The sequence below is a fragment of the Oceanobacillus piezotolerans genome (assembly GCF_003665065.1).
GTDB classification, from domain to species: Bacteria; Bacillota; Bacilli; order Bacillales; family Amphibacillaceae; genus Oceanobacillus; species Oceanobacillus piezotolerans.
The window spans coordinates 63,146-83,656 of sequence record NZ_RCHR01000001.1; the positions used below are offsets into that span (position 1 = coordinate 63,146).

Annotated in this window: 19 protein-coding genes; 14 read left to right on the forward strand and 5 right to left on the reverse strand. The window is 38.5% G+C overall.

Translation table 11 applies throughout. The features are described 5' to 3' along the window. Positions 1 to 3: 3 nt before the first annotated feature. The 3 genes from D8M04_RS00340 to D8M04_RS19940 are packed head-to-tail and all read left to right on the forward strand — an operon-like array spanning position 4 to position 3,340. The gene (locus tag D8M04_RS00340) at positions 4 to 1,635 is read left to right on the forward strand and encodes a thiamine pyrophosphate-dependent enzyme (RefSeq protein ID WP_121521665.1); all 1,632 of its coding nucleotides are present in this window, start codon (positions 4 to 6) and stop codon (positions 1,633 to 1,635) included. A gap of 14 nt (positions 1,636 to 1,649) precedes the next feature. Continuing rightward, positions 1,650 to 3,143: an aldehyde dehydrogenase family protein gene (locus tag D8M04_RS00345; protein WP_121521666.1), complete on the forward strand. Its 1,494-nt coding sequence runs from the start codon at positions 1,650 to 1,652 to the stop codon at positions 3,141 to 3,143. Between the two features lie 59 nt (positions 3,144 to 3,202). Further along, positions 3,203 to 3,340: a hypothetical protein gene (locus D8M04_RS19940; protein ID WP_158595064.1), complete on the forward strand. Its 138-nt coding sequence runs from the start codon at positions 3,203 to 3,205 to the stop codon at positions 3,338 to 3,340. Positions 3,341 to 3,360: 20 nt separating this feature from the next. Here the strand turns inward: D8M04_RS19940 and D8M04_RS00350 are convergent, their stop codons facing one another. Beyond that, a complete protein-coding gene (locus D8M04_RS00350) occupies positions 3,361 to 3,759 on the reverse strand; it encodes an SLAP domain-containing protein (RefSeq protein ID WP_121520276.1) in 399 nt (132 codons plus the stop codon). 131 nt (positions 3,760 to 3,890) lie between these two features. Between D8M04_RS00350 and D8M04_RS00355 the strand changes: the two genes are divergently transcribed. The 3 genes from D8M04_RS00355 to D8M04_RS00365 all read left to right on the forward strand — a co-directional run bounded on the left by D8M04_RS00355 (position 3,891) and on the right by D8M04_RS00365 (position 6,432). Next, positions 3,891 to 4,550 carry a ribonuclease H family protein gene (locus D8M04_RS00355; RefSeq protein WP_121520278.1) on the forward strand — a complete coding sequence of 220 codons (660 nt, stop codon included), beginning with the start codon at positions 3,891 to 3,893 and terminating at the stop codon, positions 4,548 to 4,550. A 69-nt stretch (positions 4,551 to 4,619) separates the two neighbouring features. Continuing rightward, positions 4,620 to 5,273: an alpha/beta hydrolase gene (locus D8M04_RS00360; protein WP_121520280.1), complete on the forward strand. Its 654-nt coding sequence runs from the start codon at positions 4,620 to 4,622 to the stop codon at positions 5,271 to 5,273. Between the two features lie 271 nt (positions 5,274 to 5,544). Continuing rightward, positions 5,545 to 6,432, forward strand: coding sequence for a PIN domain-containing protein (locus tag D8M04_RS00365; RefSeq protein ID WP_147436738.1), 888 nt, complete (start codon positions 5,545 to 5,547; stop codon positions 6,430 to 6,432). A 155-nt stretch (positions 6,433 to 6,587) separates the two neighbouring features. Here the strand turns inward: D8M04_RS00365 and D8M04_RS00370 are convergent, their stop codons facing one another. Both D8M04_RS00370 and D8M04_RS00375 read right to left on the reverse strand, forming a co-directional pair. Then, entirely contained in the window at positions 6,588 to 6,821 is a 234-nt protein-coding gene (locus tag D8M04_RS00370; RefSeq protein WP_121520284.1) for an NINE protein, read from the reverse strand. Between the two features lie 148 nt (positions 6,822 to 6,969). Continuing rightward, positions 6,970 to 8,319, reverse strand: coding sequence for an aspartate aminotransferase family protein (locus D8M04_RS00375; RefSeq protein ID WP_121520286.1), 1,350 nt, complete (start codon positions 8,317 to 8,319; stop codon positions 6,970 to 6,972). Between the two features lie 354 nt (positions 8,320 to 8,673). On the opposite strand from D8M04_RS00375, the gene D8M04_RS00380 reads away from it, so the two are divergent. Then, positions 8,674 to 9,861, forward strand: coding sequence for a M24 family metallopeptidase (locus tag D8M04_RS00380; protein WP_121520288.1), 1,188 nt, complete (start codon positions 8,674 to 8,676; stop codon positions 9,859 to 9,861). Between the two features lie 103 nt (positions 9,862 to 9,964). Here D8M04_RS00380 and D8M04_RS00385 read toward each other — a convergent pair whose 3' ends face one another. Further along, complete coding sequence (locus D8M04_RS00385) at positions 9,965 to 10,936, reverse strand: 2-hydroxyacid dehydrogenase (RefSeq protein ID WP_121520290.1); 972 nt, start codon at positions 10,934 to 10,936, stop codon at positions 9,965 to 9,967. 191 nt (positions 10,937 to 11,127) lie between these two features. Between D8M04_RS00385 and D8M04_RS00390 the strand changes: the two genes are divergently transcribed. The 7 genes from D8M04_RS00390 to D8M04_RS00420 all read left to right on the forward strand — a co-directional run bounded on the left by D8M04_RS00390 (position 11,128) and on the right by D8M04_RS00420 (position 18,877). Further along, positions 11,128 to 11,784 (forward strand): GntR family transcriptional regulator, encoded by a 657-nt coding sequence (locus D8M04_RS00390; RefSeq protein ID WP_121520292.1) that lies wholly within the window; start codon positions 11,128 to 11,130, stop codon positions 11,782 to 11,784. A gap of 82 nt (positions 11,785 to 11,866) precedes the next feature. After that, entirely contained in the window at positions 11,867 to 13,294 is a 1,428-nt protein-coding gene (locus tag D8M04_RS00395) for an NAD-dependent succinate-semialdehyde dehydrogenase (RefSeq protein ID WP_121520294.1), read from the forward strand. Between the two features lie 256 nt (positions 13,295 to 13,550). After that, complete coding sequence (locus D8M04_RS00400; RefSeq protein WP_121520296.1) at positions 13,551 to 14,741, forward strand: M20 metallopeptidase family protein; 1,191 nt, start codon at positions 13,551 to 13,553, stop codon at positions 14,739 to 14,741. 16 nt (positions 14,742 to 14,757) lie between these two features. Then, the gene (locus tag D8M04_RS00405; RefSeq protein WP_121520298.1) at positions 14,758 to 15,729 is read left to right on the forward strand and encodes a pyridoxal-phosphate dependent enzyme; all 972 of its coding nucleotides are present in this window, start codon (positions 14,758 to 14,760) and stop codon (positions 15,727 to 15,729) included. Between the two features lie 33 nt (positions 15,730 to 15,762). Further along, on the forward strand, positions 15,763 to 16,626 hold the full coding sequence (dat, locus tag D8M04_RS00410) for a D-amino-acid transaminase (RefSeq protein ID WP_121520300.1): 864 nt from the start codon (positions 15,763 to 15,765) through the stop codon (positions 16,624 to 16,626). 33 nt (positions 16,627 to 16,659) lie between these two features. Beyond that, positions 16,660 to 17,799 carry an alanine racemase gene (gene alr, locus D8M04_RS00415; protein ID WP_121520302.1) on the forward strand — a complete coding sequence of 380 codons (1,140 nt, stop codon included), beginning with the start codon at positions 16,660 to 16,662 and terminating at the stop codon, positions 17,797 to 17,799. Positions 17,800 to 17,812: 13 nt separating this feature from the next. Further along, the gene (locus D8M04_RS00420) at positions 17,813 to 18,877 is read left to right on the forward strand and encodes a tartrate dehydrogenase (RefSeq protein WP_121520304.1); all 1,065 of its coding nucleotides are present in this window, start codon (positions 17,813 to 17,815) and stop codon (positions 18,875 to 18,877) included. A 127-nt stretch (positions 18,878 to 19,004) separates the two neighbouring features. Here the strand turns inward: D8M04_RS00420 and D8M04_RS00425 are convergent, their stop codons facing one another. Further along, on the reverse strand, positions 19,005 to 20,381 hold the full coding sequence (locus tag D8M04_RS00425) for a sigma-54 interaction domain-containing protein (protein ID WP_121520306.1): 1,377 nt from the start codon (positions 20,379 to 20,381) through the stop codon (positions 19,005 to 19,007). Positions 20,382 to 20,511: the final 130 nt, after the last annotated feature.

The following is a 20,511-nucleotide window of genomic DNA, read 5'->3' on the forward strand; positions in this document are numbered from 1 at the left end:
AAAATGTCTGCTGCACAAGCGATTGTACAATGTTTGAAAAGAGAAAACATTCATAAGGCATTTTGTGTTCCTGGGGAAAGCTACCTGCCAATACTAGATGCCCTTTTTGATGAAAAAACTATCGATGTTATTTCTGCAAGACATGAGGGTGGAGCTGCTTTTATGGCAGAGGGATATGCAAAAGCCACATTAAAGCCTGGCGTTGTCTTAGCAACAAGAGCGGTGGGTGGAAGTAATTTAGCGATTGCCGTTCATACGGCATTCCAGGATTCTACACCAATGGTCGTTTTTTTAGGTCAAGTAAGTAGGCAATTTCAAGGGAGAGAGGGATTTCAAGAGGTTAATCTGGAACAGTATTTTAGTTCTATCGCCAAATGGGCCGTTGAAGTGAAGGACCCGCAAAGGGTTCCTGAACTAGTTGGAAGGGCGTTATATGTTGCACGAACAGGCAGACCCGGACCTGTAGTAGTATCATTACCGGAAGATATCCTTTCAATCCGAGCACCTATGCAGTTTGGCCCCATTATCCCTAGGCCAAAGCCTTCCCCTGCAAAAGCTGAACTGGAGCATGTTAAAAACCTTTTATCGAAAGCAAAGAGACCTCTCATTATTGCAGGTGGAGGGGTGAAGTACGCAGAAGCGGAAGAAGTATTGGTACATTTTGCTGAAAAAAATGTCCTTCCAGTTGTATCTTCCTTTCGCCGGCATGATATTTTTCCTAATGATCATTATCTTTATGTAGGACATTTAGGCCTTGGTACGCCAACTGATATTCTACAGACCGTGAAAGAAGCAGACGTCATTTTAGCTTTTGGAACAAGGTTATCGGAAGTGACCACACAAGATTATGCTATCATCACTCCAGATAAAAAGCTGATTCATATGGACATTGATTATTCTGTAATTGGAAAAGTATTTCCACCTGATATTGCAATTATAGCTGATATGAAAGAAGGACTGATGAGCCTTACGAAAATAGACATTAGGATTATGTGGGATGATTGGGTGAAAGAAAAACGAGAGGCCTATGAAGCGGTTAGCAGAGGAACAGTTTCCAGAAAAGATGTAATCAATAGACACATCATGACGATCCTGCAAGATCTATTACCCAGTGATGCACTGATTACAAATGATGCAGGGAATTTTGCCGGATGGCTTCATACCTTCTATTCATTCCGCGAAAAGCATACATACATTGGACCTACATCTGGTGCGATGGGGTATGGGATGCCGGCAGCACTCGGGGCAAAGCTTGCTTTTCCAAATAAAGTAATTGTTTCTCTTTCTGGTGACGGTGGATTTATGATGACGGTACAGGAATTAGAGACAGCAGTACGTTATAGCATACCCATCATCTGTCTTGTTTTTAACAATAATATGTATGGAACGATTCGAATGCATCAGGAAATCCACTATCCAAAGAAAGTAATTGCAACAGATCTAGGAAAAATTTCATTTAAAGCACTTGCGGAGAGTATGGGTGTGGACGGATACCAAGTGGATACCCCGAGAGCATTTGAAGTGGCTTTTCGTCAAGCACTATTAAAAGGTAAGCTTGCTGTTATTGAAATCTTAACAGAAAAGGAACAGATTTCTGTGAATTCAACAATTACATCCATTCGTGGGGGAAAATAATGGGAGGAGATCATATGAATAAATTGTTAGATACTCAGAAACTAGCAAACTATATTGGTGGAGATTGGATGGAGGGAAATGAATATGCTCCTGTAATCAACCCTGCAACAGGAGAAGTAATTGTTCATGTCCCCCTATCTCCTGCCAGCGCTGTGGATGAGGCAGTGGTTGCAGCAAGAGCCGCACAGAAAGAGTGGTCTTTAGTGCCGGCCCCACAACGAGCGGAAGTTCTATACAGAATTGGATATTTATTGAAGGAAAGAAAAGAAAAACTAGCTCAGTTATTAACTATGGAAAATGGCAAAGTCCTTGAGGAAGCAAGAGGAGAAGTCCAAGAGGGAATCGACATGGCGTTCTATATGGCGGGAGAGGGAAGACGATTATTTGGTCAAACCACTCCGGCAGAACTAAAGGATAAATTTGCAATGAGTCAGCGCGTACCTGTTGGTGTTGTAGGTATGATTACTCCATGGAACTTTCCGATTGCGATTGCAACATGGAAGTCATTTCCTGCTATTGTCGCGGGAAATGCGGTAGTCTGGAAACCAGCAACTGAAACACCAATTATGGCCTATGAACTAGCGGAAATATGCGAGGAGGCTGGTTTGCCAAAAGGGATCTTAAACGTTGTGTTTGGTTCTGGGAGAGTGGTTGGCGATGCAATGGTTCATCACAAAGACATCCGTGTTATTTCGTTTACAGGTTCGAATGAGACCGGAAGAAATATTGCTGCAGCATGTGGTCAGCAACTGAAAAAGGTGTCTCTTGAGATGGGTGGGAAAAATGCGGTTATTGTTATGGAAGATGCGGATCTAGACTTGGCGGTAGAAGCTATTCTATGGAGTGCATATGGAACAAGTGGGCAACGTTGTACAGCATGCAGCCGTGTCATTGTTCATGAGAGTGTAAAAGAGGCATTGGAGGAGAAATTGCTTGCCCAAATTGAAAAGTTATCTATAGGTAATGGACTTGATGAAGCGGTGAAAGTTGGCCCAATTATTAATAAAGCAGCATTAGAAAAAATCAAAAAGTATATAGAAATTGGAAAAAAAGAAGGTGCCAGATTACTAACAGGCGGAAAGGAGTTAACAGAAGAGAAATATAAGAATGGGAATTTTTTCACGCCTACGCTTTTTACAAATGTTAACGGCTCTATGCGGATTGCACAAGAAGAAATCTTTGGCCCTGTTGTCTCCTTAATCCCAGTGAAGAGCTTCGAGGAAGCGATTGAAGTAAATAATAATGTTGAATATGGGTTATCCAGCTCCATTTTTACAAATGATGTCAATCGAGTTTTTAAAGCACAGCGGGATCTCGACACTGGTATTGTCTATGTAAATGCCGGAACAACAGGGGCAGAAATACATCTGCCATTTGGGGGGACGAAAGGAACAGGAAATGGACATCGTGATTCCGGAGTGCAGGCTTTGGATGTATTTACGGAGTGGAAGGCTGTTTATATAGATTATAGCGGACGACTTCAACGTGCTCAAATTGATATAGAATAAAAATGGAGAGAATAAACTTCTTCATCCTATACCAAAATAAAAGCACGGAGGTGCTTCAAGTGAGTCCACATGATAAACAGCAACCAAAAGTATTCAGTAATGAAGAAGAAGCAATGAAATATCTATCGAAAAGCAGAAATCAAGAGATTGCAAATGAATCATTCGTAACAAAGGATAAAAACAGGAAGAAGAAATAAGGAAATCCCCTCTTTCACGCTTAACTTGAAAGGGGGGATTCTTTCGTGATTAGTATAAGTTCTGCGTCGCTATAATCGACTTGTTTTACATAGCTTCCTTGAGGGAAAATAAATGTCCAAGGTATGCTGGTGTTTCCTTTTAAATCTGGAGGCTGCCTTTCAAACTGATATTCTGCAATAATATTCTCTTGCTTCTTAACACGTATTTTTGGACTTTTAAAAACAGCTCTTTCTGCATTGTAATTGTGTATAAGAACCATTAATAATAAATCATTTCTGTGATTTATGGCTTGTTTAAGAAAGGTAAAGACAATTCCCTTATCTTTGTGTGTCAGTCCTTGGAAGATATCGATTATTTTTTCTCTATCTCTCTTAGCAATCGTTTTATCCCATGCAGCTTCAAATTCGAGTCTTTGCATGATTTTCCCCCTTCATAACAAAATAGATATAACAAGTGTACTGGATAGAAGGAAAATTGAAAAGGTTATCGTTGAGTTTATATACCTCAGGGTATAATGAAATTATTCTAAGCAAGAAAGGGGACCACATGGTGAAGGTTCGAATAGATTTTACTTACGTTACAGCAAAAGGGACAAAAGGACGATTTGTTTCGGAGGAAATGCCGGATTCAAACGCGTTACTTCTTGCTTTGGATATGGAAAAGACAGGAAGAGCGAAAACACTTAAGTTCATCGATAAGAATGATTCCATCTGGACTATAAAGGAATTAAAGAAGTATTTGGAAGGGATTCAGTCTGAGCCTCATGATGTTACTGTGTATTTTGATGGAGGCTTTGATAATGGAAAGAGGATTTCAGGTTTGGGATGTGTTATTTATTATGAACAAAACGGAAATAGATATCGGCTAAGGAAAAATGCACAAGTCGAGGAACTTGAAACAAATAATGAAGCAGAATATGCTGCTTTCTATCTAGCTGTCCAGGAATTAGAAGCACTAGGAATCCATCACATGCCAGTTACATTTATTGGCGATTCAAAGGTAGTCATTAATCAGTTAAACGGTGATTGGCCTTGTTATGAAAAGGAACTAGAAAAATGGATAGGTCGAATAGAAACAAAACTAAAATCTTTGGGAATGGACCCTGAATTTCACCAAGTTTCAAGAAATGATAACAAAGAAGCAGACCATCTCGCAACTCAAGCATTACAAGGAATAGATATTATAAGTACCATACAGCTAAACAAATAAAGAGGGTAAGTAATATTCTTTTTAAATTTTTCTCTTGGGAGCTACAATGGTAAATAAGGAGGAATAATAATGAACGCAACCTTACATTATGAAATAAGAAAGCCAGCAAATATTCAATCGGGTAAACAATATCCGGCATTATTTTTAATCCATGGTATGGGGAGCAATGAACAGGATTTACTCCCTTTAACTCATGGTTTGGAAGAGTCTTGCTTCGTTTTTAGTATTCGAGGTCCAATAGACCAGCCGCCAGGGTATGCCTTTTTTACAATCGAGGGATTTGGAAAGCCTCATCGCTCTTCATTTGATGAGGCTATATCAAAACTAATACAGTTTATCGACTACACCTGTGAAGAATATCCCATTGAAAGCGATAAGCTTTATTTAATGGGGTTCAGTCAAGGTGCCATTCTTTCTATGTCACTTGGATTAGTTTTAGGAGATAAAAGAGTCAAAGGAATTGCTGCACTAAGTGGTTATATTCCTGAGATTGTTAAGAAAGATTATGATAAGAAGCCAGTCGGAGAAATTTCCATTTTTATCTCACACGGAGAGCAGGATCCTGCATTACCTTTTACCTGGGCGCCTGAGAGTGTACGAGTGTACAGTGAGATGGGGGCTAATGTCACGTTCAGAAAATACCAAGCTGGTCACACAGTAACACAAGAGAATTATCAAGATTTAAGAAAATGGTTCCAAGAGTACACAGAGATAGGTAATTAAATTTCTATCTCCGTAAAAGACTTTCTGTCCAACTACAAACACAAATTCATGTTTCAAAGGTTAGATATGCATACTGGTTTGCAGATATTCAAGAACGATAAAAGCATTTTACATTTAAAACAATTCCTTACCGATGAAATTCCAATTGGTAAGGAATTGTTTTTTTATCAATAAGCGACATTTTTACAAAAATTTGTTTAATAACCATTCTTTTTTATTTAAATTATGGTAATATTCTATTGTCTAGATAAAATGAAATAGGTAAAAAGGAGTGTGCAAGATAGTTATTGGATTATTGGATTTAGAAGAGGGGCTAAATCCTTGGTATGGTGTGGCGATTACTGCGATCGTATGGGCCTTTTTTATCCTCATATTTTATGTTATTAATAAATGGATGAAAGAAAGAAATAGAATTGGTTTAATTGCCTTCTTCTTTGGGATTGTTTCTCCGGGCAGTGGCTTTGCCTATAGTGCTGCCTATACATACGCATGGATTACATATGCTTTAACAATTGCCTCTATGATACTAATTCTACTTTCTGGAGAACAGGATTTATACACGATTATATTTGCTATTGTCTTTATAATACAAGCATTTGCAGGTTCTTCCTATGCGCATCGAGCAGGAAGGAAACTTCGCAAGAAACGTCATGCAACAGATCAAAAAGCTATGGAAAAAGCTTACTTAAAAGATCTAGCCTCTTATATTGAGACTGGTCATCATGTGGCTGTGGACACTAATTTTCTGATGCATTTTTATAATGTTTTAACAGATCTTTATGAGAATACAAACGTACAATTATTCTTGCATCCTACTGTCTTTGGAGAGTTGGAAGGGCTTAAGAAAAGTGAGAATCGTAATACAAGAGCGAGTGCACAAATGGGGTTCGATGTGATTGAAATGTTTCAAAAAGGGAATCGCATGCAATGGACGAGAAAACAACCTCAGGGTACAAACTTTTCATCTGCCGATCAACGCATTGTAACAGGAGTGTTAGGTGAGATTAGAAGAGGTGTGAAGTTAGTATTTGCCTCTCATGATAAGGGGGCACGTATTTTAGCGCGCAGCCTGCAAATCCCAGTTGTTGACCCATTAGAGGATGGTGTAACAAAGGTTAAAAAAGCTTCTGTTAATATGAGAAAAAGAGGAATAGAATAGAAGAACTTGATGAGGTTGGAGACATAACTAAACTGTTGACTCAAGAGACGAACATTATTTAAACTTAGCGAAGTATATTTCGGAGCAGTATTTCTCTACTTGCTAAAGTTCGAATTTTCTTTTGATAAAACAATTCTGTTCCAACCTCATCTGTATTATTTAGGATTTCTGCACATCCCCGGTACTAAAAAGATATCGATAAATAACCAAATCCATAGGAAAATTAACGGGATCCATCCAATTAGAATCCATTGCGTTCCATATCCAATAATTGCAAGTAATAATTGCATAATTCCAGTACCAACGCGCCCCGTATAAAAACGGTGAATACCAATTTGCCCTAAGAAAACTAAAAAGATATAGGCGAGTGCATAGCTCTTTCTTTGCATGTATCTTCACCTCCAAATTTATATATTAAAATAAGCGATCCTTGACTTTATAAAAGGTTATCTCACTTATATTTTACCATATATATTAGGAGGGATTACAATCATGCAGATGCCCCATTTTAACCGAAATGGTTATTACATACAAATATCAGTGATATACTACATCTACTATTGTGTGGATGAGCAACTGTAGCTCATCTTGTGTAATAGATAATGGCGGGGACATGGTAACAATGTTGTTATAACCTGGTACCGTATCACTCGTTTTACCAATGATTACTCCTTTCTCTTTACAACGTGAGACAACCTGAGCTGCGAACACCTCATTTGGTTCCTTCGTCTCTTTGTCTTTTACAAATTCGATGCCGAGAAGTAAGCCCTTTCCTCCGCGGATATCCCCTACATATGGATGGTCCTTCAATGTTAGTAATGCTTCATATAACTTTTCACCAAGCTTTGCGCTATTTTCAATTAACTTTTCCTGTTCCATTATCTCTAAATTGCGGATGGCGACGGTACAAGAAGCGGGACTGCCTCCAAATGTATTAATATGGCGAAAATGGCTATAGTCATTTTCGGCATCCTGGAACGCTTCATAAATTTCACGCTTGACTGCCGTTGCAGCTAGCGGCAGATAGCCACTTGTAAGTCCTTTAGCCATAGTTATAATATCAGGTTTTAGATTATAATGCATAAATCCAAATGGCTTTCCAGTTCTTCCGAAACCATTTATAACTTCATCGCAAATAAGCAATACATCATGTTTATCACAAATTTCACTTACACGTTCAAAATAGGAATTATGAGGAATGAGGATGCCGCCACCAGTTATAATTGGTTCCATAATGATACCTGCAACTGTATCACTGATTTCCCAAGTAATGGTTTTATCTATTTCGTTTGCTGCAAGGATACAGCACCTATCCTTTTCATCTGAAAATGGACTTCGATAGCAATCAGGTGGGGAGACATGGACAAAACCAGGTGTGAGGGGCTCGTATTTATAAGCACGTTGATTTTGACCACCAGCTGCAAGAGTGGCAAAAGAGTTTCCATGGTATGAGCGGTAGCGCGAAATAAACTTCGTCTTATTCGCTTTTCCAATTTGCTGATAGTATTGGCGAGCAATTTTAAATGCAGTTTCATTTGCTTCCGAACCACTGTTTGAAAAGAAAATGACATAATCATCATCAAGCCATTGGTTTAACTTCTCGCTTAGTTGTATTCCAGGAATATGACTTTGTGTGAGTGGATAGTATGGCATTTCTCTTAATTGCTTCGCAGCTGCATCTGCTAATTCATCACGTCCATAACCAACATTTACACACCACAAACCAGCCTGGCCATCTAAATATCGATTACCATCAATATCTGTTATCCATACTCCTTCTGCTTTTTGCGCAATCATGGTTCCTTCAGGATTGTATTTCTTCATTGCATGCCAAAGGTATTTCTCATCCTTCTTTAAAAGTTCTTCTTTCTGCTGCTTAGAAGTCAATTTCCTAACCCCTTTCTTTTCCAGACTCTAAATGTCGATTGTCGACAATGCCTGTTATGTATAATAAAACACACTCAAAAAAATATGTCAATAAAATTTAAAATTGACTGAAAATAAAACTTGGAATAGAAATTATGATAAGAATGCTATTTTTAGGCCTTATTACAAAATATGATACAAAGATAAATAAATAATCTATTTAAAATATATTGACAACTCAAACTCGGTGAATTACGATTTTACTAAGTATTGTCGACAATCGGTAAAAATCAGAGATGCAGAATAGTTTAATCAGACTTAAGAGTTTCAGCATACGTTATATAATAAACTATATGTATAGTAGGGGGAGATTATATGGTGTTTTTTCCTATACATGAGTATCAAGATAGATTAAAAAATACTAAACTCCGTATGGAAGCAAATGGAATGGATGTACTATTAGTAACAGACCCTGCAAATATAAATTACCTAAGTGGTTATGATGCTTGGTCTTTTTATGTCCACCAAATGCTTATTATTTTTATTGATGAGGACCAGCCGTATTGGATTGGAAGAGGTCAAGATGCAAGTGCAGCGATCCATACTTCATGGTTAGACCGCGAGCATATCTACGCTTATGCAGATGAATATGTCCAATCTAAAGTGAATCACCCTATGGATTTTGTAAGCGGTTTCATAAGGGCGAAAAAACGAGATAAGCATAAGATAGGAGCAGAATTTGATGCATATTATTTTACAGCGAAGAACCTGCTTCAATTACAAGCTGGATTACCGAATGCTGTGTTTAAAGATGGCACGAATTTAGTGAACTGGGTCAGAATTATAAAATCTGAAAGAGAGATTGAATGTATAAAAAAAGCCTCTCGAATATCTGAAGTAGCAATGCAAGCGGCATTCGATTCGATTGAAGTAGGGGTAAGGCAATGTGATGCAGTCGCTGCCATATCTCATGCACAGATTCAAGGTACGGATGAATATGGTGGAGATTACCCATCCATCGTTCCGCTTCTGCCAACTGGTGATCGTACGTCTGCATGCCATCTTACTTGGACAGATGAGGCATTTCATCAAGGAGACCCGGTAATTATTGAATTAGCTGGGTGCTACCATCGATACCATTCTCCGCTTGCCCGAACGGTTATCTTGGGGATTCCAGATGAACAATCCCAATATATTGCAGAAGTTGTAGTAGAAGGGATTAATACTACAATAGATGCGATAAAACCAGGAATTACTTGTGAGGAAGTGGAATTGGTATGGAAGAAAGTCATTGAAAAGTATGGAATCATTAAGGATTCAAGGCTTGGTTATTCGATGGGATTGAATTACCCACCAGATTGGGGAGAGCATACTGCAAGTTTACGTGCTGGAGATCATACTGTTTTACAGCCAAATATGACCTTCCACATGATTCCTGGTATTTGGCTGGACAATATGGGGATTGAAATAAGCGAATCTTTCCGTGTGACTGAAATAGGGTGCGAGGTATTAGCCCAGTTTCCTAGGGAGTTATTAGTAAAGCCAAATATACGCTTGGCATAATGTAGGAGGTAATTATCGTCTTTGGAGTGTTAAAACAGCTGATGATAAAAAGGAGCTATTATTCTATAAATGAAGAATAAAAATGCTCCTTTTTATTTAAAGATTAATTCCAAACTTCAGCATTGATCAGGTTAGGTGGTTTTTCACCATTTAAACCTGCTTCTAAATTTACAGCAGCAAGTTTTGACATTTGTAATTCCGTTTCATAAGTAGAGGAGCCAATATGTGGTAAAGTTACGACATTTTTTAATGTAAGCAATTCATTATCCAGCTCAAGTGGTTCTTTTTCGAAGACGTCCAATCCTGCTGCTAGAATTTCTCCGGCTTTGAGTGCTTCAATTAATTCTGTTTCTACAATCGTTTTTCCTCTAGACACATTGATGAAAATGGCAGACTTTTTCATTAGCTGAAATTCTCTTTTCCCAATCATTCCTTCTGTTTCCTTAGTCAATGGAGTAATAAGGCATATAAAATCAGCCTCCTGTAATAATTCATCAAGTGCTAAATAGGCAGCATCATATTCCTTCTCAGCATCCTCCTTTCGAGTCCGGTTATGGTAAAGAATCTCCATATCAAATCCAAAATGTGCTCGCTTAGCAATAGCCTGACCAATTCTTCCCATCCCGATAATTCCAAGTTTCTTATGGTGAACATCCACACCATAATGTTCTTCCGTTAAATTATCCAGCCACTGCCCGGATTTAACATATTGGTCTAATTCAGGCATTCTCCTCGCTGTAGAAAGGATTAACCCCATTGCCATATCTGCAACCGTATCCGTTAATATGCCAGGTGTGTTGGTTGCCATTACATTCCGTTCTGATAAAGCCTTGACATCTAAATTGTTATAACCAACCGAAACATTGCTGACAATTTTTAGGTTTGGTGCCTGGTCTAACAATTCGCTATTTACCTGTAAGCTTAATCCGATGATTCCATCAGCTATTGATAGGAAGTCTCGAAATTCTGGAGTATTTTCACTATTATCTTTAAAAAATTTTACATGATGCCTTGATTTAAGGTCTTCTAATACAGGCTTTTCCAGTCTTCCATAGACTAAAATATTCAAGTAGATTCCTCCAATCCTACACTATTCACATAGGTTTAAAATAAACGTTAAAAAAATTTAAGTCAAGTCCCAGTTGCAATCTTATTATTATTCTGATAGTTATTGACAATCACAATAGCCTAATTTACAATGGAATTAACTATTGTCGACAATCGACACAACAGTCATAACAACGAAGAATGAAGGAGTAGCGTAATGTGAATGAAGACCTAAATGCGATGAAAAAATCATTAGGTGAATTAATCGCCAATGCATTAAAGCAAGATATTTTTAATAAAAATATGGAATTTGGTGAACGTTTAATCGAAGCAGAGTTAGCAACCCGCTTTGATGTGAGCAGGAGTACCATTCGTGAGGCATTCATGATTTTAGAACAAGAGGGACTAGTAACCAGTAAGGCGAGAAAGGGTACGTTTGTTTCGAATTTTACCAAAGAAGACATGAATGAGATGTTGGAATTAAGGTTAATAATAGAAGCCAAAGCGTTTATAAACGCTTTGGATCGTATGGAAGAAGAGCATTATTTGGAGTTGCATTCCATCTTAGAGAAGATGAAGCTGGAAGCGGATAAGGGAAATTGGAATATATTATTTGATTTAGATATGGAGTTTCATCAATTTGTTATCCTTCATTGCGGGAATTCCAGATTTCGCAAATTATATGAATCTATACAGGTTCAACTACGTGTTTACCTTGCTCATCTTAATCAATATTATTCTAGCCCAATATCTTTTTATATGGAGCACGTGGAATTGTACGAAGCACTAGTGCATAAGGATAAGCAAAGGGTCGAAAAACAAATTGCTGACCATATTAATTATGTAGAAGAGAAGTTAATTCGACAAAAGAACTGAATGGAGCCCAAGGTTTTACTCTTTTAAATGTAGGTAATAGTTAAACATAGAATAGTATTACTGGAGAAGGAGCGTGTTTCATATGAATACTTATCAGATGTATATTAATGGACATTGGGTAGGAGAGAATCTCGATTCAATAGAAGTGAAAAATCCGGCAGATGACCAAGTAGTTGGCAGCGTGCCATATGCAGGAGAGAAGGAAACGAATGAAGCAATAAACGTTGCCTATACTGCCTTTCAGGAATGGTCGAGGTTAACGGCCTACGAGCGTTCTGATTATCTGAGAAAGCTTTATAAACTCATGATGGAAAATGAAGAAGAGCTAGCAGAAATCATGACAAAAGAGATGGGGAAGCCTATAAAAGAATCTCGTGGAGAGGTAAAATACGCAGCGTCCTTTATTGATTGGTTTGCAGAAGAGGGGAAAAGAGTATATGGAGAGACCGTACCTTCTCATGCAGGAAATAAACGTCTCCAAGTATGGAAGAAGCCGGTTGGTGTAGTTGGTGCTATTACACCTTGGAATTTCCCTGCAGCAATGCTAACAAGAAAGATGGGACCAGCATTAGCTGCTGGCTGTACAGTTGTCATAAAGCCTTCCAGTGAAAGCCCTCTCACAGCAATAAAATTAGTAGAGTTATGTGAGCAGGCAGGATTTCCGAAAGGTGTCGTTAATCTAGTTACAGGATCTTCATCCAAGATTGCAAAAGCGATGATGGAAAATAAAAAGGTTAGAAAAATCACATTTACTGGATCGACAGAAGTTGGGAAGCTATTAATTAGGCAAAGTGCAGATCAAGTGAAGAAGCTGTCCCTTGAGCTCGGTGGCCACGCGCCACTAATCGTTCTGGATGATGCAGATATAGAAACAGCAGTAAAAGGAGCTGTTGCTTCCAAGTTTAGAAATGCTGGTCAAACCTGTATTTGTGCGAACCGCATTTATGTTCAATCTGGTCTTTATGATAGGTTTGTAGAGAAGTTTGCAGAGGAAGTTCAAAAATTAAAGGTTGGCAATGGTCTAGATGATTCTGTTGATGTAGGCCCATTAATTAATAAAGATGGTTTTGATAAAGTGGTTGACCACGTTCAAGATGCAAAAGATAAAGGAGCGAATGTAGTTGTAGGGGGAGAGGCTTACTCAGAAGCAGGAAGCATGTTCTATACACCTACCGTATTAAAGGATGTTAATGGGGATATGGCTGTTATGCAGGAAGAAACCTTTGGCCCTGTAGCTCCGATTCAAAAGGTAGAAACAGAAGAAGAAGCGATTAAACTAGCAAATGGTACACCATATGGTTTAGCGGCATATGTATTCACTGAAAACGTTGCAAGAGGAATGCGTGTCATTGAGCAACTAGACTTTGGTATTGTCGGCTGGAATGATGGCGCTCCATCTGCTGCACAAGTACCATTTGGAGGAATGAAGGAAAGTGGATATGGAAGAGAAGGTGGACATGAAGGGATAGAAGCTTTCCTAGAATCACAGTATGTAGCAATTGGTTTGTAATAGATTGATATAATCAAAGAAAAGGGCGTTTCATTTGGAAAGAAGTAATATTGAAGCGTACCTAGACAAACAGGACCTTATTCGTTAGGAAACTTGGCATTCTCCTGCCTTTGGGTGAATATCATAGTTGCAACAGGTAAGTAAGCTAACGCTTTCTAATCTGCCAAGCGGTGAAGACAGGGCCTGTTTGTTTTTGAATGATAGGATATGAACCAAAGGGTTGGAGGATCGCGTAACAAATAGGAGGAGTTTAGCGATGAAAATAACCGAGGAATTGCGTAATCGACTTTCAGAGTGGAGACGGTATCTTCATCAGCATCCTGAGCTAAGCTTTCAGGAAGTGGAAACAGCTCGATTTGTTTCTTCCACACTAGAGAAGATGCCCGGAATGAAGGTTGAAACGCAACTAGGATATCCAACAGCGGTAGTAGGTGAACTTTCAACTGGAACAGGTCCTGTCATTGCTATCCGTGCTGATATGGATGCGCTTCCTATTCAGGAGCAAAATGATTGTCATTATAAATCCATCATTCCGGGCGTCATGCATGCCTGTGGACATGATGCCCATACTGCTATTGCGCTTGGTACGGCACAGGTTTTAAGTGAAGCTTTTCAAAAGCACACTATTCAAGGCACTGTTAGGTTTCTATTCCAACCAGCTGAAGAACACGTAGATGAAAAAGGCTGGAGTGGCGCACCCTATATGATACAAGCTGGAGTACTGGATAATGTGGATGTTGTTATTGCCTTACACATGAGTCCGGAACATCATATAGGAGAAGTATTAATACACGATGGCTATAGCATGGCAAATGTAGATGTGTTTAAGGTAAAGATTAATGGTACTGGCGGTCACGGAGCTTATCCTCATTTAGGTACAGACCCTTTTTGGATGTTAAGTCATGTACTAAATCATCTGTATGGAATAACCGGCAGGAGAGTAAGCCCCCTTGAGCCAGCTGTTATCAGTATTGGAAAGATAAGTGGCGGCTCAACCAGCAATGTCATCCCATCAGAAGTAGAGGTACATGGAACCATTCGAAGTTATCACCCGAAGTTAAGTGAGCAGCTAAAAAAGGGAGTGGCATCGGCTTTTTCTATTGCAGAGCAGTTTGGAGGCAGCTTGGAATTTAAGTTCATTCAAGAAGACCCAGCTCTATACAACCATCCTAAAGTAAATCAACTTTTGAAACGCTCGATTACAAATCTATATCCCGATTTTCACATCTTGAATCAACCATTTGGTCTAGGTGGAGAAGATTTTGCCCATATGACGAATACAATTCCTGGGGCGATGTTTTTCCTAGGTTGCAAAGTGGATGATCGGAAAGAAAGAGGTTTACATACCCCCTATTTTGATATAGATGAGAGCGTTTTAGAGATTGGTACTTCTGTATTAGCTCAAACAGCTTATCATTTTCTTAATCAAGAAAAAATGAATAAGTAAAGAAAAGAGGGCTACTATGTCTTTAGTTTCCACCCAAGAAGTATGGATGGCAAAGAAACGAATCTCTTCTTTCATACAACACACACCACTTCAATATTCTCCTAATCTATCGAATTTGTCAGGCTCATCCATTTACTTAAAACTGGAAAACTTAAATACAACACATTCATTTAAAATCAGAGGAGCAGCAAATAAAATTTTAAGCCTTTCAGAAAATGAAAAACAGCGTGGTATTACGACTTTTTCAACAGGGAATTTTGGAATGGCTGTTGCTTATGTAGCAAAAGAACTTGGCATTCGAGCTGTTATTTGTCTATCTAATACAGTACCAAAAGAAAAAGTAAAAATGATAGAGGAATCAGAGGCTGAACTTATATTAATAGGTGATTCACAGGATGATGCAGAAAAGTATTGCTACCAGCTGCAAAAAGAACAAGGGTTAACCGTTATCCATCCATTCGATGAAGATATGGTAATTGCCGGTCAAGGAACGATTGGACTGGAGATTTTGGAAGACTTTCCAGAAGTTGATACTGTATTGGCAGGACTTTCCGGTGGAGGCTTGCATGCGGGATTAGGATTAGCATTAAAAACGAATGTTCCTGCCCTTAAACTAATTGGTCTATCTCCGAAAGTGGGAGCGACAATGTATGAGAGTATCCAATCTGGTAAACCAATTTCTGTTCCTGAAAAAAACACTTTAGCAGATAGCTTGCTAGGTGGAATTGGATTAAACAACCGCTATACATTTCAAATGGTCCAAGAATACGTAGATGAAATCGTCTTATTACATGAAACGGAATTTGCTGATGCGATGCGTTTCATGCTCGAGAATCATCAAATGCTTATTGAAGGTGCAGCTGCCGCAGGAATAGCAGGGGTTTTAAGTAAGAAAGTGAAGCTTGGAAAAAACACTGTCATTGTTATTACTGGGTGCAGAGTGGATTCCTCTGTGTTAGAAAAACTGTGGGAAGCGCCTGATGCATGATAATTATATTTTCTTAAAAAGGCAGGGATATATATGGGAACGAAAATGCTTTTCAATGATTCCATCATGGATAGAAAGAAAGTGATCGACATTGAAGATAGAGGCTATCAATTTGGGGATGGAATTTATGAAGTAGTAGGGATTTATAATGGGAGAGCCTTCCTCCTTGATGAACATTTGGAAAGATTACAAAGAAGTGCAAAAGAATTAAAAATTAATATTCCTTATTCTGTTAACCGGCTGAAAGAACAGTTATTAGAACTGGTCAAGATTAATGGATTAAAGGAAGGGGTCATTTATTTACAGATATCAAGAGGAGTGGCAGAAAGATGGCATCAATTTCCCGTTGAAGAAGTGGCCCCTGTATTAGTTGCTTATACAAAAGAAGAAGAGACACTTAAAGAGGAAGAAGACAATGGTGCCACTGCGATATTAACCCAGGATATTCGGTGGCTCAGGTGTGATATTAAAACTTTAAATCTACTTCCTAACGTCCTAGGGAAACAGAAAGCCACTGAAAAGCAAGCAGTGGAGGCCATATTTCATCGAGGGGATATTATTACTGAAGCAAGTGCATCCAATGTATTTATTGTTAAGGGTAGTGTGCTTTATACACACCCAGCAAACCATTTTATATTAAATGGGATTACAAGGAGAAAGGTAATTGATTTATGTAACGAATTAGATTTAGATGTAAGGGAAGAAACATACTCGGTGAGTGATTTACTTTCTGCTGATGAGGTGTTTATTACTGCGACGAAATTAGATATTGTACCGATCATTCGAATTGATGAGGTGCTAATCGGTGAAGGGATACCAGGCAAATATACAACGAGGATTTTACAAGCCTATCGTGATATTATCAGAGAGACCTCTAATGAAAATGGAGTATCTTAAGATTTTAATTCATTAGTAAATGGAGGAGTTATGATGTCTACACCTTTTCATGCACTTGGCAATCACCATACCATTGCTGAAATCAATTTAACTACTTTTCGTAAAAATATAAAGGCGATTAAACACGTTTTAAAACAAGGGACATTAATTATGGCGGTTATCAAGACAGATGCTTATGGTCATGGAATCATTCCGATTGCACAGGAAGCAGTCAGAGCAGGGGCTAATAGAATTGGTGTGACTACAGTGGAAGAGGGAGTTAAGCTTAGAAAAAATGGGCTCCTTCTTCCTATTCATATTTTAAGCTCTATTATTCCAGACCAAGCAAGCGACGTTGTGAATTATAATCTAATTGCACAGGTAAGTACGGAAGATGTTGCCAAGGCATTAAGTACGGAGGCTGAAAGAGTGGGGAAGGAGGCCACCGTTCATTTAAAAATAGATACTGGTCTCCACCGTTTTGGAATGAATCCAAATGAAACTTTGCCCTTTTGTAAAAAATATTATTCCCTTTCCGGTCTTTGCTGGGAAGGTATTTATACACACTTTTCCAGTGCAGACGAAGGAGAATGGAATACAACAGAACAACAGTATAGATTGTTTATGAATACAGTAGCCCAGCTAGAGGAGGCTGGATATACTTTTCCTATTAAACATGTCGGTGCCTCCACGATAGCTATTGAGCGAGAGGATATGCACTTGGATATGGTGCGGCCAGGAATAGCCTTGTTTGGTTATCATCCTTCACTGCGCCAAGAGAAACAAATTATGCTAGAGCCAGTTATGTCATTGAAATCTAAATTAATCCACTTAAAAACATTGGCACCCAACACAAAAGTAGGGTATGGTGGTAAATATAGTACAACAAAGACAGAGCAGATTGGAATTATATCAATTGGCCATGGTGATGGATACAAGAGGGGATTATCCAATATTGGAAAAGTAATAGTAAATGGAAAAGAAGCAAATATTATCGGCACTATTTCTCTTGACCAAACCTTAATTAATGTTACAGAAATTCCTAATCTTACAATAGGAGATGAAGTTATCCTGATTGGAAAGCAGGGGGAAAAGAGAATTTCAGCAAGAGATATTGCAAACTGGCTTGATAGTAACGTAGATGAAGTGCTGGCTAGCATCATGGTCCGTGTTCTAAGAGTATACATAACATAATGGAGGAGAAACTATGAAACATTTTGAAATCGCTTTAATTCCTGGGGATGGAATCGGTCCAGAGGTAGTTGCTGAAGGAGTGAAAATACTAAAGGCGATAGAGAAAGCAGATCCCAATGTCTCTTTTTCCTTTAGGGAATACCCATGGGGATGTGAATATTATTTAAACACTGGAAAAATGATGGATGATAATGGGCTTGAGTTATTGCAGGATGTTGATGCTATATATCTAGGAGCAGTAGGCTATCCAGGAGTACCGGACCATATATCATTGCGAGAATTATTGATAAAGATTCGAAGAGGATTTGATCAATATGTTAACTTAAGACCTATCCGTCTGCTAAACGACTCTTTCACACCATTAAAGGGAAAGAGTCAGAAGGATATCGATATGTTAGTTATCCGGGAGAATAGTGAAGGGGAATATGCAGGTGCTGGTGACTGGCTCTTTAAAGGGAAACCCGAAGAGGTGGTTCTTCAGACCGGCGTATTTTCCAGAAAGGGCACAGAAAGAATCATTCGCTATGCCTACGAGGAAGCTAGGAAATCAAATAAGACGTTAACAAGCATTAGTAAGGGAAACGCTTTGCAGTATTCTATGGTGTTCTGGGACCAAGTCTTTGAAGAAGTTGGAAAAGAATATCCAGATGTTAAGACTTATTCTTATTTAGTAGATGCAGCTAGTTTATATTTCGTCGCTCAGCCGGAGCGGTTTGAAGTAGTGGTTACCTCTAACCTATTTGGCGATATAGTTACAGATATAGGTGCTGCAATTACTGGTGGACTTGGACTTGCTACAGGTGCTAATATCAATCCCGATAAAACCTACCCGTCTATGTTTGAACCAGTTCATGGTTCCGCACCTGATATTGCAGGTAAAGGAATAGCTAATCCTCTTGCAGCTATATGGTCTGTTAGTCAAATGCTAGACTTCTTTGGCTTAGAGGAATGGGGTCGTTCTGTGCTCCAGACATTGGAAACAATTGTGAAGCAAAAAGATCGTTTGACAAAGGATTTAGGTGGTCAGGCTACAACTTCTGAAGTTGGTGACTATTTCGTTGAGTTATTATTAAAGTAAATCATAGATCAATGGATTTCTTGTTGCTAAAATCTTAGTCGTGCTAATCTTGATTTGGAACAAATTTTGCCGATTAAGCCGAACAGTGAATCTTGGCGAATATCAAATTAAATTGTGCTGAAGGCGGTCAGCTCATTTTAATTTGATATTTTTTTATTTTGTTGTAAAGGGTAACTCTGGATATTCCTAATTTCTTTGCGGCTTGTGATTTATTGCCATTGGTTTGCAGTAGGGTTTCTTCTATTAGATGTTTCTCGATAGATTCTTTTTCTTGCGGCAGTGTATGCTTTTGTTTTACTTTTTTTCTTTCTGGTATATGGCCATCCCTTTGCTGAAATAGTAGAATATCATCTTCGCTCACTATCGGGCTTTCCGATAGAATGACAATTCGTTGAATCAAGTTCCTCAATTCACGCACATTACCGGGCCAGTGATAATGTAGAAGCATATTTAATGCACTTTCATCAAATCTTGGTGCTGAAATTTGGTATTGATCTGAGAATTTTCTTCGGAAAACATCAATAAGCTCTGGGATGTCTTCTAAACGATCTCTTAAAGGCGGCATAACCAATTGAATAACGTTTAAACGATAAAATAAATCGGAACGAAACTGTTTCTCTTCCATTAATTCCTCTAGATTTTGATTAGTTGCTGCTATGATGCGTACGTTTAATTTTTTACCCTTGGAATCTCCAATTCGATATAACACATTCTCCTGTAAAACACGTAAAAGCTTTACCTGCATCTCTAAAGGAAGCTCGCCAACCTCATCTAAGAAAAGCGTTCCACCGTCAGCCATTTCTATCTTCCCTGGCTTCCCTTTCTTTTCCGCTCCAGTAAAAGCCCCTCCCTCGTAACCGAAAAGCTCGCTTTCAAATAACGCACTGGGAATAGCGCCACAGTTCACAGGTATAAAAGGAGCATGGTTACGGTCGCTTGCTTCATGGATTGCTCTGGCACATATATCCTTTCCTGTTCCACTTTCTCCCAAAATTAAAGTTGTGGCATTTGTTCTTGCCGCTTTTTGGGCGATTTGTATGGTTTGTTGAAGTGCATTGCTGCTGCCTTTTAATTGAGAAAAGGGGGTTCCTTCCTTTTTGGTATACTCCTTCTGCCTTAGTTCATTTAATTCGGTAGATGTTGTTACAAGGTTTTCGTTTAATTTTACGATTTGAGTAATATCCCGTTCGACAGAAACGACGCCAATTAATTCCTTATCCTCATTGTAAACAGGAAGGGTATTAATAACAACATGCTTATCTTTCCTAGGGCGATGATATACGTTTCTTACTGGGGATCTTGTCTCTAATACCTTTAAGACCATGAGATTATCATCATGGAAAAAATCGGTTATTTTTTTATGTATGATATCCAATCGAGGTATATTGTACGTCTGAACAGCAGCTTCATTCCAAAAGATAACTTCCTTATTCCTATTTATAATTGTTATGGCATCGTCTTCCGCTGCTAGGACAGCATCTAAATATGGTGTATCCTTCAGCATGAATAGAACCCCCTTAAACATCTGTAATTAAACTATTCTTCCTAAATGAAAATAATCCTATTTTCCAAGAACTGTTAATATATTGTACAACGTATTAACAGTTGTGTAAATATTTTAAACAAATGTTTGA

What these genes read in the sequence shown, in the direction of transcription:
- D8M04_RS00340 (WP_121521665.1), top strand. Translation starts at nt 4, where the DNA reads ATGTCTGCTGCACAAGCGATTGTACAATGTTTGAAAAGAGAAAACATT.
- D8M04_RS00345 (WP_121521666.1), top strand. Translation starts at nt 1,650, where the DNA reads ATGAATAAATTGTTAGATACTCAGAAACTAGCAAACTATATTGGTGGA.
- D8M04_RS00350 (WP_121520276.1), bottom strand. Translation starts at nt 3,759, where the DNA reads ATGCAAAGACTCGAATTTGAAGCTGCATGGGATAAAACGATTGCTAAG.
- D8M04_RS00360 (WP_121520280.1), top strand. Translation starts at nt 4,620, where the DNA reads ATGAACGCAACCTTACATTATGAAATAAGAAAGCCAGCAAATATTCAA.
- D8M04_RS00370 (WP_121520284.1), bottom strand. Translation starts at nt 6,821, where the DNA reads ATGCAAAGAAAGAGCTATGCACTCGCCTATATCTTTTTAGTTTTCTTA.
- D8M04_RS00380 (WP_121520288.1), top strand. Translation starts at nt 8,674, where the DNA reads ATGGTGTTTTTTCCTATACATGAGTATCAAGATAGATTAAAAAATACT.
- D8M04_RS00395 (WP_121520294.1), top strand. Translation starts at nt 11,867, where the DNA reads ATGAATACTTATCAGATGTATATTAATGGACATTGGGTAGGAGAGAAT.
- D8M04_RS00400 (WP_121520296.1), top strand. Translation starts at nt 13,551, where the DNA reads ATGAAAATAACCGAGGAATTGCGTAATCGACTTTCAGAGTGGAGACGG.
- D8M04_RS00405 (WP_121520298.1), top strand. Translation starts at nt 14,758, where the DNA reads ATGTCTTTAGTTTCCACCCAAGAAGTATGGATGGCAAAGAAACGAATC.
- dat (WP_121520300.1), top strand. Translation starts at nt 15,763, where the DNA reads ATGGGAACGAAAATGCTTTTCAATGATTCCATCATGGATAGAAAGAAA.
- alr (WP_121520302.1), top strand. Translation starts at nt 16,660, where the DNA reads ATGTCTACACCTTTTCATGCACTTGGCAATCACCATACCATTGCTGAA.
- D8M04_RS00420 (WP_121520304.1), top strand. Translation starts at nt 17,813, where the DNA reads ATGAAACATTTTGAAATCGCTTTAATTCCTGGGGATGGAATCGGTCCA.
- D8M04_RS00425 (WP_121520306.1), bottom strand. Translation starts at nt 20,381, where the DNA reads ATGCTGAAGGATACACCATATTTAGATGCTGTCCTAGCAGCGGAAGAC.